This window comes from Paraliobacillus ryukyuensis (assembly GCF_003315295.1).
GTDB classification, from domain to species: Bacteria; Bacillota; Bacilli; order Bacillales; family Amphibacillaceae; genus Paraliobacillus; species Paraliobacillus ryukyuensis.
On sequence record NZ_QNRI01000001.1, the window covers coordinates 558,207 to 576,136 of the forward strand.

The following is a 17,930-nucleotide window of genomic DNA, read 5'->3' on the forward strand; positions in this document are numbered from 1 at the left end:
TTTTATCAAAATAAAGAAGAAGTAGATAGGGATAACCTATCTACTCGTTGCATAACTATTTTTTTGATGGAACAAATCCAAATAATACAGTAGGAATCGAACTCATACATAATACATAAATCCAATCTGTTGGGGGAATCGCCACGGTTTCAAAAATTTGTTGAAGTGGTGGGTAATAAATCACGATTATTAATAACAAAATAGAAGATAGAACCGCTCCCACCAAATAAACATTTTTCAACGGATTTCGTGCAAAAACAGAACGTGCACTCCGACAATCAAACACATGAATCAATTGTGCCATAATAAGTGTTACAAAAGCAATTGTTCTTGCATATGTTAGTTGATCTGGATCATTTTGATAAGCAATAATAAAAGCAAGTAATGTTACCAAACCGATCAAGAAACCCCTGGTTATTATTTTGACCCCTAGCCCTCTTGAAAAAATCCCTTCTTTGACTGGTCGAGGCGGCATACGCATCACATCTTCCTCCGGTTGGTCTACCCCTAATGCCATTGCCGGTAACCCATCTGTGACTAAATTCACCCAAAGAATCTGCACTGGAATTAACGGTAGCGGATAAGCCATTAGAATAGCAAACAGCATAACTAGTATTTCACCTACATTGGAGGCTAGTAAGTAACGGATAAACTTTCGAATATTTTCATAGATATTACGTCCTTCCTTGATAGCTGTTTCAATTGTCGTAAAATTGTCATCCATTAAAATTAATTCTGATGATTCTTTTGCAACATCCGTACCAGTCAAACCCATACTAATGCCAATATCACTCGCTTTTAAAGCTGGTGCATCATTTACACCATCGCCAGTCATTGCTACAATATGTCCTTTTTGTTGCAATGCTTGGACAATTTTTAGCTTATGTGTAGGTGTTACCCGCGCAAATACCGCAATATCGTTGATTTGATCAGCTAATTGTTGATCAGACATTTGATTTAATTGGCTACCCGTTAAAACTGCTTCATCATTTCGTGTTAAATCTAATTGTTTTGCAATTGCGATAGCTGTTTTCGCATGATCTCCTGTAATCATCACTGTTTTAATTCCTGCATCTTTACAAGCTTTTATCGCTTTTTTAACTTCTTTTCTTGGCGGATCAATTAGACCAGCCAGGCCAACAAACGTTACATTGTTTTCAACTGAGATAGCATCATAAGAATGACCAGGAGATAGTGGTTTTATACATATAGCAATCGTCCGTAACGCTTGTGAAGCCATCTTAAGGAGTTGCGTTTCTACTTTATTATTGTCTTTCATCGAAAAAGGTCTTCTTCCTGCTTCATCGAGAATATACGTACTTCTTGGTAATAACACATCTGGTGCACCTTTAATGATTGCAAAACGTTGATGGGATTGGTCTTCAACAATAACGGTCATTCGCTTTCGATCTGAATCAAAAGCGATCTCCTCAATAATCCGAAACTGTTTTTTTGACGCTTCAGTAATATTTGCTTTATGGGCAGCAACTAAAAGCGCCACCTCTGTTGGATCGCCGTCCATGACCCATTTTTTGTTATGTTTTCTTACAGAAGCGTGGCTACATAACATCGCGTATAACAGTGATTCTTCGACTAAACGACTGTTTGCTTTTTGATTCTTAACATAAAAATCCCCGTGAACATCATATCCATCCCCTGATATATCAAATAACTGGTGATTGACGTACAATTGTTTTACCGTCATTTTGTTTTCTGTCAGGGTCCCAGTCTTGTCAGAGCAAATGACTGTTGTATTTCCTAATGTTTCTACAGCGGCTAGTTTCCGAACGATCGCTTTTTTCTTAATCATCCGTTGCACGCCAAGGGATAAAGCAACCGTCACAATTGCCGGTAATCCTTCTGGAATTGCAGCAACTGCTAAGGAGATTCCTGATAAAAACATCTCATATAGTGGGTGCCCTTGCCAGACACCAACACCGACTACCATCGCTGTCAGAAATAGCGCAATAATAATTAACACGCCACCTAAATCAGCTAATCGACGTTCTAGCGGTGTCGGCTGTGGTTTTGTTTGGACAAGTAAATCGGCAATTTGCCCCATCACTGTGTCCATGCCAGTTCCTACGACCACACCAACACCACTACCTTTGGTCACGAGTGTTCCCATAAAAGCCATGTTCATTTGATCGGCATATTCTACATTATTTGTTGGTATTGCGTTGACGTGTTTCGTCACCGGTAGAGATTCACCAGTTAAAGCAGACTCTTCTATTTCCAAACTTGCCGATTTAATTAAACGGATATCCGCAACAATGCGATCTCCGCTTGTTAATTTAATTAAATCCCCTGCCACAATATGTGTTGAAGGTAGCGACACCCACTCCCCATCTCTCAACACATGCGCAACAGGTGCAGATAACTCTTTCAATTTGGATAAAGACTTTTCTGCCCGTTGCTCTTGAAAAAAGCCTAAAATGCTATTAATGATGACAATGACAATAATAGCTATTGCATCAACATACTCACCTAATAAGCCAGATAATAAGGTAGCCGCTAATAACACCAATACCATAAAGTCCTGAAATTGTTTTAAGAATAAAAATAGTAAAGAGGTATTTTTGCCTTCATTTAATTTATTTAATCCATTTTTTTTCAGACGCTTATCGGCGATTGTTTTTGACAATCCACTATTTGAATCAGTCGCTAGCTTGTCCATTACTTCCTGTTGATCTAATTGGTACCACTTCACAATACATTCCTCCAGTACAATTGCTCCTATTCAAATCTATGCAAGACAAGCATAAAAAATGTATAATATGAACACGAGGTGATTGAAGTGACATTTGACGGTATTGTAACCAGAGCGATTACAAAAGAATTGCAAGATGAATTAACAACGGGAAGAATTATTAAAATATATCAACCTACGCAAACGGAACTGGTTTTTACTGTCCGTGTGCAAGGGGAAAATAGATCACTATTATTTTCTGCTCATCCGATGTATGCTAGATTGCATTTAACAGAAGACACCTATCAAAATCCAAAAGAACCACCAATGTTTTGTATGTTACTTCGTAAGCATCTAGTCGGCTCTTTCATTGAGCGCATAGAGCAACATGAAAATGAACGTGTGGTCTTTTTCTCAATAAAAGGAAAAAATGAAATCGGTGATGAGACGAAAAAAACACTTGCAGTTGAAATCATGGGGAAACACAGTAACATCATCCTTATTGATCAAGATAAAGAACATATCTTAGATAGTATTAAGCACGTCTCTCCAGCCCAAAGTAGACATCGCACGGTATTACCTGGACAAGCGTATGTTTTACCACCTGACCAAGGAAAACTAAATCCAATGGAAATAGAAGCAGCTACTTTTCGTAGAAAAATGGATTTAAATCAAGGGAAATTAGATCAGCAAATCGTTCATGCCTTTATGGGTGTCTCTCCGTTACTTGCACGAGAAATAGCCCATCAAGCAAAACTAGGGAATATGGATGCTTATGAAAAAGTGTTTAACGACATCATGACGGAAATTAAACACCATAACTATGCGCCTAGTATCTACAACGGAAGTAAAGAAGAATTTTATGTATTACCGTTATCCCATTTATCCGTTGAGAGAAAAGAATTCACACGCACGAGTGAGATGTTAGACACATTTTATTCTGGAAAAGCAGAGCGCGATCGCGTCAAACAACAAGCAGGCGATTTGTTACGCTTTTTAAAAAATGAAATTGAAAAGAACAAACGTAAGATTAAGAAACAAAAACAAACACTACAAAAAGCAGAGAAAGCTGATGACTATCAACGTTATGGTGAGCTATTAACGGCTCACATGCATACCATGAAAACTGGTGATAAAAAAGCAATTGTCATGAACTATTATGATCCAGAACAACAAGAAATTACGATTGACCTAAATCCGAACAAAACACCAAGCGAGAATGCACAAAGCTATTTTAAAACGTATCAAAAACTAAAAACTTCTAAAGTTAAAGTGCAAATAGAAATCGATAAAGCAAAAAAAGAAATTGACTATTTAGAAGAAGTGACCCAACAAATTGAAGATGCTCGTGAACAAGATATTGAAGAGATTCGTGAAGAATTAAAAGAACAAGGCTATATTAAAAACCGTATGAAAAATCGTAAAAAAAATAATAAACCCAAAAAACCTGCACCAGAAAAATTCACTGCTACAGACGGGACAACCATTTATGTTGGAAGAAACAATAAACAAAATGAGTATCTGACAACGCGTTTAGCGGCTCGAACAGATATCTGGCTGCATACGAAAGACATTCCTGGTTCGCACGTGATTATCCAAGATACGAACCCATCTGAAGATACATTAGCAGAAGCAGCTCAATTAGCTGCGCTATACAGCAAAGCAAAAGCATCCTCTTCTGTGCCAGTTGATTATACACAAGTACGTTATGTTAAAAAACCAAATGGCGCAAAGCCAGGCTATGTCACCTATGATAACCAGAAGACATTATTTGTGACACCTGACCAGCGCTTTTTGACACAATTGAAAAACTAACAGAAAGATAAAGTGTGTAAGTAAATATCTAATAGACTCGCTTACACACTTTTTTGTTTACTATCAATGCTGTTTTAAATTTTTATGATTTCGCTATATTCATAAGAAGAAAAAATGGCCAATTTTATTTTTTGTTTTGCTATTAGGCTACATAATATTCTGAGTTATCTTGATTTGTAAATCCTAACAATTGTTATATAATTCCATAATTGGTAAGCTGTCATTCTCGTGATATTTTCCTTTTTCAATCAAATTTAAAAATTGGCAATACATCTGTTTTAATTGACATATTCAAATCAAACCTTAATTTTAAGGTACAATCTATCATCAAAAGATTGGTTTCCCCTCACTAACCCTTTAGAGGATTTGTATAAACGAAAACATAATGGATCCTTAACTAAAAGTTCCTTAAGTAATAACTCTGATTTATATAAAGTCTCTTTTAAAAAAGGATAACCATCAGAAGCTAAAACAATATATTTTGCATCATTTGATACATCTATTGTCATTACTCTCGAGAAATCTACAGGAAATCCGTTTATAACTGAATATCCAAATGGATTATTACTATCATTTTGTAAAAAATATTGTTGCTGAACTAAAGTTCTAATGTATTCCCAACCAGTATCTTTGTCTATTAACTGGTCAATTGTTTTACCTCTTTTTAATTCAGCCTCTAAGTAAAGAGCTCTTGCATTGGCAGTAATACTATCAATTTCCTTTTCGTTAGTATATAGTTCATCATCTACCATAAGTTGACAATCTCCAATTTGCCAAATTTTTTGGTGATATTTACTATAGATAATCACACTAGCAGAAGGTGCTACCCATTGGCTTTCCTGAATCGCATCTATTAAGTTATTTCTAGCAAAAACAGTTTGAAAGTTAGCGTTAATCTGCTCCACAATTGTTTCTAGCTTGGCATTTGGAGTAATATTTTCTAATGTTTCTTTTATTATTGTGGCGGCTAATCGACCAGGTGTCATATTTTCAATTAATTTTCCCGATACATTCGTAGCTCCGTCGATAACAGCCGCAAAATTGTCGGTAACGATACACATGTCTTCACAAAGATCTAAATCACCTTTTTTACCTTCACAAAAATACTCTACTACATTTAACTTATCTTTAGTCAATTGCAATCACCCCTGTAACAATTTTAGTCATTCATTAACTGTATTATTTTTTATCACTAGTTTTATATTAGACATTATTCATAATCCAACTCAGCTCTACCATACAATAAAAGCCCATTAGAATCCATTACTTACTATAAAATGTTATCCATGTGTAATCATAACTACCGCTTGGAAATAGGAAATACATTTGTATATGATAGACTGGAAGATTTTCATCTCACCAAAACGTATGTATATGAATTAACAAAGATTAAGAGACAAAAAATGGGTGGTGAAATAAGAAAGTTTATCTTGCTACTGCTCGCCGTTTCTGTACTTCTGAATATGTATCAATACATAAAATTAAATGGTAACAACTTAACGAATGTTATGTTCCAATGCTATTAGTACCAATATAAGTGAGTGTCTCTAAACGTAAAAGTTGCTTTTATATTTACAAAATATCCAAACTAGCACAATACCTGAAATTTAAAATAACCATTCAACGCCCAGTTAAACGTTGAATGGTCTATGATCGATTACCTATAGAATGGTAGCAGTGAGAATACCACGCTATTCAACTATTTAACTTAGATAAGATGGTATTTATTTGTCTTTCATGATAAGAACCAGCATTGACTAACCCCCACTAGAAAATTGCCATCGCTAAATATCTTGCAGCATAAATGTATTAAAACATTGGCATTAAATAATATTTATCCGATTTGCTCAACTGTTTATAGTTCCTTTCGCCAATTCAACAAACTGTTATACTCTGCCTTCGTAATTGTATTCTTTTCTAGTAACAATTCACTTAACACATCAAAATTTGTTAACGTATGTAGTGGGAGGTTACTTTGGTCAAAAGCGTGATTTGCTTTAGGTAATCCATAGGTGAAAATTGCAATAACAGCTAATACTTCCACACCTTGATCACGTAATGCTTCAGCCGTTTGGATCGCTGAGCCGCCTGTTGAAATCAGGTCTTCGATCACTACTACTTTTTGTCCTTTTGCAATCTTGCCTTCAATTTGATTGCCCTTTCCGTGTGCTTTTGGCTTTGAGCGCACATACACCATTGGTAAGTCTAATTTATCTGCCAACCAAGCTGCATGCGGTATTCCGGCTGTAGCACAGCCAGCAATACAATCTGGTGTATCATCCAACTGCTTGATTTTTTCAACAAATGCATCTGCTATTCTGTTCCGAATCGTTGGATAAGAAAGAGTTAACCGATTATCACAGTAAATGGGCGATTTGATGCCAGATGTCCAGGTAAATGATCGGTCAGGTTTAATTTGTACTGCTTCAATTTGATAAAGATCTATTGCTAATTGTTTTTCAAGAGACATGATTCCACTCCTTTATCGCTTGTTGGTACATGGCATTTGGATACGCTGCTTTTGTAATACTTCTACCGATAACGATATAATCTGAGCCAAGTTGGTGTGCCGTTTGTGGCGTTGCGACACGTTTTTGATCATGTTGTTCCGTTTCGTTCAGGCGGATGCCTGGTGTTATGGTTAAAAATGCTTCGCCACATTGCGCTTTAATTTGTGCTACTTCATGTGCTGAACACACAACCCCATCTGCACCGTTATCTTTTCCTATATTGGCTAAATGTGTCACTAGTTCTTCAACGGGTTGATCAATTTGTAGTTCATTCGTTACGGTTGCTTGATTCATGGAAGTTAGCACAGTCACTACTAAAAGTTTTGGTTGCTTATCATTCTGCTGACTACCATCGATTAATCCTTGCTTAGCTGCTCGAATCATATCCGCACCACCTAATCCATGAACATTAACAAAGTCAACACCTAAAGCGGCAACATTTTTCATTGCTTTATAAATCGTTGTTGGAATATCGTGCAATTTTAAATCCAAGAAAATAGGATGACGATGCTGTTGCAATGCTTTAATAACTGGAGGGCCTTCTCGATAAAATAATTCCATCCCAACTTTGACCGGTACTCCATGTAACTGGTTTTCGTTTAAAAAAGTTTCTGTTTCTTGCCACGTTGGGAAATCAAGCGCGAGATAAATTGGTGGTTTCATGTGCATGCCCCTTTCCAATTGCATCTTGTAAGGAATTGAACCCATATTTTGCTAACGTATCCGGTAGTGCTGTAATAATCTCCGGACAAATAAATGGATTGGTGAAATTGGCAGTGCCTACTGCAACTGCATTTGCGCCTGCTAATAAGAACTCTAACACATCTTCTGCGCAAGTAATCCCGCCCATTCCAATAATCGGGATGTCTAGTGCTTCTCTTACTTGATAAATCATCCGAATGGCAATTGGTTTAATCGTTGGACCAGATAACCCACCTACTTGGTTGGCAAGAATTGGTCGTCTGGATTGTAAATTGATTTGCATCCCAGTTAACGTATTAATCATTGATAAGCCATCTGCTCCAGCAGCTGCAACTGCTTTCGCAATCGTAACAATATCCGTAACATTCGGTGATAATTTCACATAAACAGGGACACTACTTTGTGCTTTTACACGTTTAGTTACTTCATAAGCCAGGTCAGGATCAGTGCCAAATTGTACGCCACCTTCTTTAACATTAGGACAAGATATATTTAATTCTAATGCTGCAATCTGCTCTGTATTCCCTAACTTTTCCGCAACCAATTCATATTCTTCAATCGTACTTCCAGCCACATTTGCAATGATTGGTGTATTGTAAGCAGCTAAAGGAGGAACTTCCTTTTCGATGATGTTTAGCACACCTGGATTCTGTAGACCAATTGCATTTAGCATCCCTACTGTTGTTTCTGCTACTCTAGGCGTAGCATTGCCGTACCTCATTTCTTCTGTAGCTGCCTTAATAATTATTGCACCTAATTGCTCCAAATCATAAAATTTACTATATTCCATACCAAAACCAAAACAACCTGATGCTGGCATAACGGGGTTTTTTAATGATAAACCCGGGAGCGAAACTGATAGATTCATGACAAGGCCACCTCTTTTGCTGGAAAAACTGGTCCTTGCTGGCATATTTTTCGATAGCCACCGTCATGACTTGGAACGACACATGCAAAACAAGCGCCAACGCCACATCCCATCCGTTCTTCTAATGAAATATAACCTTGTTTATCTTCCAATGTCGAGGTAACACTTTTCAACATGGCAGTTGGACCACATGAAAAATAACAATCAAAGTCTGGTTGCACCTGCTGATAAACATCTGTGACAAAACCTTGATACCCGTAACTTCCATCATTCGTTGCGATATAAACATCTCCCAAAGCTTGAAATTCTTGTTCATAAAATACATGTTCTTTGTTTTGGAAACCGAGAATTGCAGTGACTTTTATTCCCTTAGCTACTAATTGTTTGGCCAAATAATATAGTGGAGGAACGCCTATGCCTCCTCCAATTAACAAGGCGCTGTGCATTGTTAAACCAGCAATAGGGTAAGCTGTACCACAAGGTAATAATGCGTCGACTTGATCGCCAACTTTTTGCTTACTTAGTTGCGTTGTTCCCTCTCCTACCGACTTGAAGATAATCGTAAGTAACTGGTTAGCTTGATCAACATCTGCGATCGAAATCGGTCGTCGTAATAGGTGAGCATTTCCTTGACCAATTCTTATATGGATGAATTGACCAGGTGCTACATCATCTACCGAAATATTACTTGCTAACACAATCAAGAATGTATCTTTCGCAATGGTTTCTAGCTTTTTTATCGATAACATGTCTTTGCGGATCATCGAATCACCTCTTGGTTTGCTACAGCAGGCTGGGCAGTAAACGTCGTCGAATCAATCACATTCAAAATTGCTTGTGCCGTATCTAAGCTCGTCAAACAAGCAATGCCATGCTCTACAGCTTCTCGGCGAATACGGAAACCGTCAGATCTTGGTTGTTTACCAGATGTTAATGTATTAATGACAAATTGTACTTCACCATTTTCAATAATCGATAAAACATTTTTCTCCTCTGTACCTATTTTTCCTACCGTAGTAACCGGTAAGTGATGGCTTGATAGAAATGCCGCTGTTCCTTCTGTCGCATAAAGTTGGAACCCTAGCATAAAGAAGCGATTGGCAATTTCTGCAATTTCTTCTTTATCTTTATCGGCTACAGTAAATAATACAGCACCTTCCATCGGGATATTTAATCCTGATGCAATTAAGCCTTTGTAAAGTGCTTTTTCTAATGTTTTATCACGACCAATGGCTTCACCAGTCGATTTCATTTCAGGTCCAAGCATTGTATCGACACTTCTTAATTTTGTAAATGAGAAGACAGGTACTTTTACTGAGATATGTTCTGGTTCCGGTAGCAGTCCTTCTTGATAGCCCATCTCTGCTAGCGATGTTCCAAGCATACATTTAGTAGCAATGTTTGCCATCGTGACGCCAGTGATTTTGCTTAAGAATGGAATCGTTCTACTTGCACGAGGATTCACTTCTAGCACATAGACATTATCTTTATGAACAACAAATTGGATATTCACTAATCCTTTTACGTTAATTTCTTTTGCTATTTTAATCGTAGTATCAATTAATTCTTGTTTGATTTTCTGCGTGATTCGCTGTGTTGGATATACAGCAATAGAATCACCAGAGTGCACTCCTGCTCGTTCAATATGTTCCATGATTCCCGGAATAATCGTCGTTTCCCCATCACTGATCGCATCCACTTCTACTTCAATACCAGTTAGATATTTATCGATTAGGACTGGATGTTTGTGTTTCATTTTCGTATTTTTCTCTAAGTAGGCATATAATTCATCGTCATTATAGACGATTTCCATTTGACTTCCGCCAATCACATAAGATGGACGAACTAAGACAGGGTAGCCGATTTCATTCGCTGCTTCTTTGGCTTGACTTAATTGTTTAACACTTTTTCCTTTTGGCTGTGGCACATGAATGCGAGATAACATTTGTTCAAATTTATCGCGATCTTCGGCTACATCAATTGCTGCTAGATTCGTTCCTAAGATGGTTACACCTCTTCGTTCTAAACCTTCTGCAAGGTTAATCGCTGTTTGTCCACCAAATTGAACAATTACTCCAATAGGTTGTTCTAATTGAACAACATGCATGACATCTTCTAATGTTAGTGGTTCGAAATATAATTTATCCGACACACTGAAATCAGTAGAAACGGTTTCTGGATTGTTGTTCATAATAATCGCTTCGTAACCCGCTTCTTTTAATGCTAAAACGGAATGCACCGTCGCATAATCAAATTCAATCCCTTGTCCGATTCGGATTGGTCCAGATCCAAGCACAAGTACTTTCGGTCGTTCCGATACGATTGACTCTTGTTCCTCTTCATACGTACTATAAAAATAAGGTGTCACGGACTCAAATTCTGCAGCACATGTATCAACCATTTTATAAACCGGCATTAACTTCTCTTCTATACGTTGCTGGTAGACATCATCACTCACTACATTCCAGAGTCTTGCAATATGGGTATCTGAGAAACCATTTTCTTTGGCACAGATTAATATATCCAGTTGATTCGGGTGTGCCTCTAACTGTTTTTCTATTGTGATGATATGCGCAATTTTTGTTAAGAAATAACGATCTATTTTGGTTACTTCATAGATTTTCTCTACTGTTACATCACGTCGCAGGAGTTCAGCAACTGCATAAATTCGCTCATCATCTGCTTTTGTTATTTTTTCAAATAGCTGATCTACCGTATAATCCGTTAAGTGTGCTAAGATAAAATCTTCCCCAGTAATATCCAGTGAACGAATCGCTTTTAAGAAGGATTCTTCAAACGATCGTCCAATCGCCATGACTTCTCCAGTTGCTTTCATTTGTGTCCCTAAGGTTCGATTACCTGTCGTAAATTTATCAAATGGAAAGCGCGGAAACTTAGTTACAATATAATCTAATGCAGGTTCAAATGCAGCATACGTTGTTCCTGTAATCGGGTTTTTTATTTCATCTAAGGTTAAACCAACAGCAATTTTCGCAGCAATCTTTGCAATTGGATAACCTGTTGCCTTAGAAGCTAGAGCCGATGAACGACTAACTCTTGGATTTACTTCGATAATATAATAGTCAAAACTATGTGGATCTAGTGCTAGCTGTACATTACAGCCGCCTTCGATTTGAAGCTCTCTAATAATTTTTAACGACGCATTACGTAACAATTGATATTCGCGGTCACTTAATGTTTGGGATGGAGCCACAACAATCGAATCTCCGGTGTGCACACCAACTGGGTCAATATTCTCCATATTACAAACAACGATCGCTTGATCTTTTTGGTCCCGCATCACTTCATATTCAATTTCTTTAAATCCTGCAATATTTCGCTCGATTAAACATTGATGTACTGGGGATAACGCTAATCCGTTACGGGTAATCTCACGTAATTGTGTTTCGGTATAGCACATACCCCCACCAGTTCCTCCAAGCGTATAGGCAGGTCGTACAATTAATGGAAAACCGATTTGTTCAGCAAACGAAATTGCTTCATCTACACTTGTAACGATCTGACTTTCTGGTACTGGTTCATTTAATTCATGCATTAAATTACGAAACTTCTCCCGATCCTCTGCTAATTGGATTGCTTCTAAGGACGTACCTAATAATTCTGTCTCATACAGGTCTAAAACACCTTTTTCTTCAAGATCAACCGCTAGATTAAGTCCAGTTTGTCCGCCTAATGTAGGTAAAATGGCATCTGGCCGTTCTTTGCGGATAATCTTCGCTAAAAATTCAACCGTTAATGGCTCCATATACACTGTATCGGCAACCGTGTGGTCCGTCATAATTGTTGCTGGGTTGGAATTAGCCAAAATCACAGTATAACCTTCTTCTTTCAACGCTTGACAAGCCTGTGTTCCAGAATAATCAAACTCAGCTGCCTGCCCAATAATAATTGGCCCTGATCCGATCACAAGGATTTTCTTTATATCTGTACGCTTTGGCATAATTCTCTCTCCTTTGTATCTGACTGATGGTTAGCTATTTGTGTTAAAAATGCATCAAATAAATGACTGGTATCTTCTGGCCCAGGTGAGCTTTCTGGATGGTATTGCACAGAAAATGCTGGATACGTTTCATGCGCGATTCCTTCTACCGAACCATCATTTAATGCAATTTGCGTTAATTTTAAATTGGTATTTGCTAATGAGGCTAATGTCACTGCATACCCATGATTTTGTGAAGTTAAATATGTTTTCTCAGTTGTCAAATCTTTTACGGGATGATTTGATCCTCGATGACCAAATACCATTTTTTCTGTGTCTGCTCCACAAGCTAGTGCGAGTAACTGATGACCTAAACAAATACCGAAAATAGGAACTCCTTTGATGATTTGCTCAATCATAGCGATCGCTTCAGGAACGTCTTTTGGATCTCCAGGGCCATTGGTTAGCATAATACCATCTGGTTTCAATCGTAAAATCTCTTCTGCTGTATAGTGATAAGGAACAACGGTCACATGACAATGACGTTTTGTCAATTCTCGTAAAATACCATGTTTCATTCCGAAATCAACTAATACAATCCGCTTGCCTCTCCCTGGTACAACATATGGTTTTATCGTAGAAACTCTTCGCACTTGATCATTCATTAGTTCTACATCTGCTAATCTAGCAACATCATGATTTGGTGTTTCGCCTTCCGCATACGCCGCTGTTAAGATTCCTTTCATTGTCCCGTGCTTACGAATGATTTTTGTTAGTTTTCGCGTATCTATATTTGAAATTGCAGGTATCTGCTTTGCTTTTAAGAAGCTATCCAATGACTCTTCACTACGAAAATTAGACGGAACATGGCACATTTCTCTAACAACTAACCCATGTATCGATGGATTAATGGTTTCAAAATCTTCTCTATTAACGCCGTAGTTTCCAATTAACGGATATGTCATAGTTACGATTTGCCCACAATACGAAGGATCAGAAAGAATTTCTTGATAACCAGTCATTCCTGTATTAAAGACCACTTCTCCAGTGCTTTCTTGTAAACTACCATGTGCGTCTCCAGCGAAAATGGTGCCATCTTCTAGTATTAATTGTCGCTTAAACATATGTACCCTCCTTAAAAACAAGTTTACCTGAAACCAACGTTGCCAGTGGTTTACCTACAACTTGCCATTGATCAAATGGTGTATTGGTTCCTTTTGATGAAAAAGCACGTTTATCAATCTGCCACTTATCGCTCACATTTAACAGTGTTATATCAGCTTTTGCTCCTACTGCTAATTCGCCAACAGATAATCCAAACACAGTCGCTGGTTTAATCGTTAACCAATCGAGCAGTTGTTTTAATGTAAACACGCCCGTTTTCACAAAATGCGTATGCAATAAGGCAAAGGCTGTCTCTAAACCTACGATTCCAAATGGCGCTTGATTCATCCCTTTAGCTTTTTCTGCTTCGGTATGTGGTGCATGATCCGTAGCAATAAAATCAATCGTTCCATCTAATAAACCAACTAGTAATGCTTGTTGATCTGCTTTTGAGCGAAGAGGTGGATTCATTTTAACGTTGGGGTCAGCTTCCGTAATGTCTGTTTCATTTAATAGCAAATGGTGCGGCGTTACTTCCGCGGTTACATGAATACCTGCTCGTTTTGCATCACGAATGACACGAACCGATTCTTTCGTACTTACATGGCAAACATGATAATGACAGCCAGTAGCTTCTGCTAATAACACATCCCGTGCAATTTGTACGGATTCACAGACAGAGGGAATACCATTAAGATTCATTTTCTGACTTACCTCTCCATCATGCATCACACCTTGATGGATTAACGAATTATCTTCACAATGTGCAACAATCGACATATTCAACGTTGCTGCCTGTGTCATCGCTTGTAACATTTGGTCTGCTGTTTGAATACCAACACCATCATCGGTAAAAGCAAAGGCACCAGCTGCTTTCAATTCAGCCATGTCAGATAACGTTTCGCCCTTTAATCCTTTTGTAATCGCTGCATATGGTAATACACGAACATGGCCGGTTTGATTTATCTTTTCATTAATCATTTCAAGTGTTTCCGCATTATCAGGGACAGGGTTGGTATTTGGCATCGCCGCTATGGTTGTATAGCCTCCTTTTGCTGCTGCTGCACTTCCTGTTTGAATCGTTTCTTTTGCTTCTCCTCCTGGTTCACGTAAATGGACATGCACATCAACAAAACCTGGAGCAATAATGTTTCCTTTTCCATCTAATACTTCTTCCTGCCCTGTTGCTTCGACTGTTTCACTGATTTCAGTAATATAGCCGTCTACTATTTTCACTTCACAAGGAACAATTTCGTTATTTGATAATACTTGTTTGACGTTTATGATGATTGTTGTCAAGATTATTCATCCCCTTTGATTGACATAATTGATAAATTACAGCCATTCGAGCTTTCACACCATTTTCCATTTGTTTAAAAATACGAGATTGTTTTGATTCTACTAATTCACTTGCTATTTCGACACCACGATTCACTGGTGCTGGGTGCATAATAATGGCATGTTTTAACATAGCTGCTGCTCTTTTTTTCGTTAAGCCATATTGTGTTAAATATTGTTCATGATTTAACTGTTCACGGTGGTCATGTCTTTCCAATTGCACTCTTAATAACATCACCACATCGCACGTTTCTACGGCATCATCAATTGAGATATAAGGAAAATCAAGCTGATCATCTTGCCAGTCTTCTTTAGCAGCCAAAAACACGTTGGCTCCTTGTGTTTGTAATGCATAGGCATTGGAACGGGCCACCCTACTATGTTTGATGTCCCCTACTATCGCAATATTTAAGCCTTTAAAAGTTTGGAACTCTTGATACATTGTATATAAATCTAGTAAAGATTGCGTCGGGTGTTCACCCGTTCCATCTCCCGCATTGATCACTGGGATGGTTAATTGGCTAGCTAGTTGTTGAGCTGTATGGTTCTGTGTGTGGCGAACCACTAAAAAGGAAGCGCCAATCGATTCAAGTGTTCGTGCTGTATCGTAAATACTTTCTCCTTTTAACACACTGGATGAATCATTTTGAAAATCTAACACTTCAATCCCTAGTTTTCTTTCTGCAACAATAAAACTCATTTTTGTTCGTGTACTTGGTTCGAAAAATAGATTTGCTGCAAATAATTGCTCACGAAAAGAATTAATACCGTATTGCTCGATTTGTTCGGTTAATTTAATTAATTTCATCACTTCATGTTCAGAAAGATCTTTCATTGAAACAAAATTTTTCATGATTCGCTCCTCCTTTTAGTTGAAGGGACTGTCCTTATTAAGACAGTCCCTCCCTTTACGCTTCCTCATTATTTTCATCTGCTTCAAACATTTTTCCATTTCCATATGCATCTTCTTTATTAGGCAAGATTAAATTTAAAACAACTCCAGTGATCGCTGCTAGAGCCATTCCTTCTACTTTAAAATCAACCCCCGCAATATTAAATTGAACCATAGCGCCACCAATGCCAATCACTAGAATAACCGATGCAACAATCAGGTTACGGTTTTTGCCTAAGTCAACTTGATTATCGATAAGCATGCGTAATCCACTAGATGCAATAATACCGAATAATAGAATCGATACACCTCCCATTACCGCTTGTGGAATGGAACTTATTAAGTCCGAGATAATACCAATAAATCCAAATAGTATAGCAAGAACCGCTGCACCACCAATCACAAACACACTGAACACGCGCGTAATTGCAAGCACGCCGATATTTTCACCATAGGTTGTATTTGGTGGTCCACCTAGGAAAGAAGCAATCATTGTTGCTACTCCATCACCTAGAATGGAACGATGTAGACCTGGTTTCTTAAGAAAATTTTTACTTGCTACTTTTGACAAAACCATTTGATCACCAATATGCTCAGCAATCGTTACTGTCGCTACTGGCACCATGATCCAAAATACACTCCAGCTAAACACATCTAGCGGATTATAATCGACAAATGGTATTGTGAACCCTGGAGCAACAAATATCGCTCCAAAAAATGTCCCAATTGAGTCTGCTCCAACAATGGATGACCACGTATCACTTATTGTAGAAGTATCAACAATACCTTGTGTTAGTGCGAACAGATAACCACATACAATACCTATTAAAATGGGAATAAGTCCGAAAAATCCTCTAAAAAATAATGATCCGATGATCGTAATTGCTAGTGTTACAATTGCAACTAAAAAGTGTTTTCCACTATAATTGCCATCTACATTCATCGCCATATCGATTGCTGTTGGCGCTAATCCTAAACCAATCACTATGATTACTGGACCTACGACGACAGGCGGTAAGACCTTCATTAACCAATCCAAGCCAAATGATCCGATAAGAAGTGCTAAGATTCCATAAACTAATCCTGCAAAAAAGCTTCCAATCATAGCACCAGGAACGCCACTATCGTTGATTGCTGAGATAATTGGTGTAATAAAAGCGAAACTAGAACCCAAGTAAGCTGGTATTCTTCCTTTAGTAATTAGTAAGTAAGCTAACGTACCAGAACCACTGGAAATCAATGCAACTGCTGGTGATAATCCAGTTAAAAATGGGACTAAAACCGTTGAACCAAACATAGCAAATAAGTGCTGAAGACTAAGCATCAGCCATTTTGATTTTTGTGGTACATCTCTTACATCCATTACGATTTCTTGTTGTGACATTATTCGTTCCTCCCCTAATTGCTCTCTATATAATAAAAAACCTCTTTGCAAAGTCGCAAAGAGGTGCACGTGTAGAAAAAATTGATTTCACGTATCCTTTGACAACCTTGCAAGCCTCTCTGGACTTAATTAAAGGTTTACTATTTAATTCTCGAAGATACTAACTTGTTCTTCTTTATCAACTTCATCCAAGCCCACTACAATCACTTCATCTTGTGAAGTTGGGATGTTTTTTCCAATATAATCAGCACGAATTGGTAATTCTCGATGGCCTCGGTCGATTAATACGGCTAACTGAATTTGTGAAGGTCTTCCTTGGTCAATAATCGCATCCATTGCAGCTCTTACCGTTCTACCGGTAAATAACACATCATCGACTAAAATAATTTTCTTCCCAGTAATCTGTGCTTGAAAATCAGCATCACGGAATTCCGGTTCTTGTCCTGCTGATGTGTGGCTTAAGTCATCGCGATACAGCGTAATATCAATTTGTCCAATTGGAATTTCTACACCTTCAATTGATGCAATTTTATCACGCAAACGCTCGGATAAAGGAACGCCTCTAGTTTTAATACCAACAAGCATTAGGTTATCGACACCTTTGTTGCGTTCTAGAATTTCGTGTGCGATTCTTGTGAGTGCCCGATTGATGGCTGCTTGATCTAATACCACCGCTTTTTGTTTCATT

Annotated in this window: 13 protein-coding genes; 1 reads left to right on the plus strand and 12 read right to left on the minus strand. The window is 37.9% G+C overall.

The genetic code is table 11. The features are described 5' to 3' along the window. Window positions 1-55 precede the first annotated feature (55 nt). Complete coding sequence (locus DES48_RS02980) at window positions 56-2,710, minus strand: cation-translocating P-type ATPase (protein ID WP_113866694.1); 2,655 nt, start codon at window positions 2,708-2,710, stop codon at window positions 56-58. 87 nt (window positions 2,711-2,797) lie between these two features. Here DES48_RS02980 and DES48_RS02985 point away from each other — a divergent pair, with 87 nt between their 5' ends. Beyond that, window positions 2,798-4,504: an Rqc2 family fibronectin-binding protein gene (locus tag DES48_RS02985; protein ID WP_113866695.1), complete on the plus strand. Its 1,707-nt coding sequence runs from the start codon at window positions 2,798-2,800 to the stop codon at window positions 4,502-4,504. 296 nt (window positions 4,505-4,800) lie between these two features. On the opposite strand, the gene DES48_RS02990 is transcribed toward DES48_RS02985, so the two are convergent. The 11 genes from DES48_RS02990 to pyrR form a co-directional block, all read right to left on the minus strand. Beyond that, window positions 4,801-5,640 carry a hypothetical protein gene (locus DES48_RS02990; protein ID WP_113866697.1) on the minus strand — a complete coding sequence of 280 codons (840 nt, stop codon included), beginning with the start codon at window positions 5,638-5,640 and terminating at the stop codon, window positions 4,801-4,803. 719 nt (window positions 5,641-6,359) lie between these two features. Then, entirely contained in the window at window positions 6,360-6,974 is a 615-nt protein-coding gene (pyrE, locus tag DES48_RS02995) for an orotate phosphoribosyltransferase (protein ID WP_113866699.1), read from the minus strand. Next, window positions 6,964-7,677 carry an orotidine-5'-phosphate decarboxylase gene (pyrF, locus tag DES48_RS03000; RefSeq protein WP_113866701.1) on the minus strand — a complete coding sequence of 238 codons (714 nt, stop codon included), beginning with the start codon at window positions 7,675-7,677 and terminating at the stop codon, window positions 6,964-6,966. Before pyrF ends, pyrE begins: the two co-directional genes overlap by 11 nt. Beyond that, window positions 7,649-8,584, minus strand: a complete 936-nt coding sequence (locus DES48_RS03005; RefSeq protein WP_113866703.1) for a dihydroorotate dehydrogenase — start codon at window positions 8,582-8,584, stop codon at window positions 7,649-7,651. Before DES48_RS03005 ends, pyrF begins: the two co-directional genes overlap by 29 nt. Then, on the minus strand, window positions 8,581-9,348 hold the full coding sequence (locus tag DES48_RS03010; protein WP_113866705.1) for a dihydroorotate dehydrogenase electron transfer subunit: 768 nt from the start codon (window positions 9,346-9,348) through the stop codon (window positions 8,581-8,583). The genes DES48_RS03005 and DES48_RS03010 overlap by 4 nt, the downstream gene beginning before the upstream one ends. Continuing rightward, window positions 9,345-12,545, minus strand: a complete 3,201-nt coding sequence (carB, locus tag DES48_RS03015; protein WP_113866707.1) for a carbamoyl-phosphate synthase large subunit — start codon at window positions 12,543-12,545, stop codon at window positions 9,345-9,347. Before carB ends, DES48_RS03010 begins: the two co-directional genes overlap by 4 nt. Next, complete coding sequence (locus DES48_RS03020; RefSeq protein WP_113866709.1) at window positions 12,524-13,648, minus strand: carbamoyl phosphate synthase small subunit; 1,125 nt, start codon at window positions 13,646-13,648, stop codon at window positions 12,524-12,526. Before DES48_RS03020 ends, carB begins: the two co-directional genes overlap by 22 nt. Beyond that, window positions 13,641-14,927: a dihydroorotase gene (locus DES48_RS03025; protein WP_113866711.1), complete on the minus strand. Its 1,287-nt coding sequence runs from the start codon at window positions 14,925-14,927 to the stop codon at window positions 13,641-13,643. Before DES48_RS03025 ends, DES48_RS03020 begins: the two co-directional genes overlap by 8 nt. After that, complete coding sequence (locus DES48_RS03030) at window positions 14,884-15,819, minus strand: aspartate carbamoyltransferase catalytic subunit (RefSeq protein WP_113866713.1); 936 nt, start codon at window positions 15,817-15,819, stop codon at window positions 14,884-14,886. Before DES48_RS03030 ends, DES48_RS03025 begins: the two co-directional genes overlap by 44 nt. A gap of 55 nt (window positions 15,820-15,874) precedes the next feature. Then, a complete protein-coding gene (locus DES48_RS03035; RefSeq protein ID WP_079709384.1) occupies window positions 15,875-17,242 on the minus strand; it encodes a solute carrier family 23 protein in 1,368 nt (455 codons plus the stop codon). A 144-nt stretch (window positions 17,243-17,386) separates the two neighbouring features. Continuing rightward, the gene (pyrR, locus tag DES48_RS03040; protein ID WP_113866715.1) at window positions 17,387-17,929 is read right to left on the minus strand and encodes a bifunctional pyr operon transcriptional regulator/uracil phosphoribosyltransferase PyrR; all 543 of its coding nucleotides are present in this window, start codon (window positions 17,927-17,929) and stop codon (window positions 17,387-17,389) included. Window position 17,930: the final 1 nt, after the last annotated feature.

Bases quoted from the DNA above. Each gene is read 5' to 3' on its own strand.
- pyrE (WP_113866699.1), bottom strand. From the start codon at position 6,974: ATGTCTCTTGAAAAACAATTAGCAATAGATCTTTATCAAATTGAAGCA.
- pyrF (WP_113866701.1), bottom strand. From the start codon at position 7,677: ATGAAACCACCAATTTATCTCGCGCTTGATTTCCCAACGTGGCAAGAA.
- DES48_RS03005 (WP_113866703.1), bottom strand. From the start codon at position 8,584: ATGAATCTATCAGTTTCGCTCCCGGGTTTATCATTAAAAAACCCCGTT.
- DES48_RS03010 (WP_113866705.1), bottom strand. From the start codon at position 9,348: ATGATCCGCAAAGACATGTTATCGATAAAAAAGCTAGAAACCATTGCG.
- carB (WP_113866707.1), bottom strand. From the start codon at position 12,545: ATGCCAAAGCGTACAGATATAAAGAAAATCCTTGTGATCGGATCAGGG.
- DES48_RS03020 (WP_113866709.1), bottom strand. From the start codon at position 13,648: ATGTTTAAGCGACAATTAATACTAGAAGATGGCACCATTTTCGCTGGA.
- DES48_RS03030 (WP_113866713.1), bottom strand. From the start codon at position 15,819: ATGAAAAATTTTGTTTCAATGAAAGATCTTTCTGAACATGAAGTGATG.
- DES48_RS03035 (WP_079709384.1), bottom strand. From the start codon at position 17,242: ATGTCACAACAAGAAATCGTAATGGATGTAAGAGATGTACCACAAAAA.
- pyrR (WP_113866715.1), bottom strand. From the start codon at position 17,929: ATGAAACAAAAAGCGGTGGTATTAGATCAAGCAGCCATCAATCGGGCA.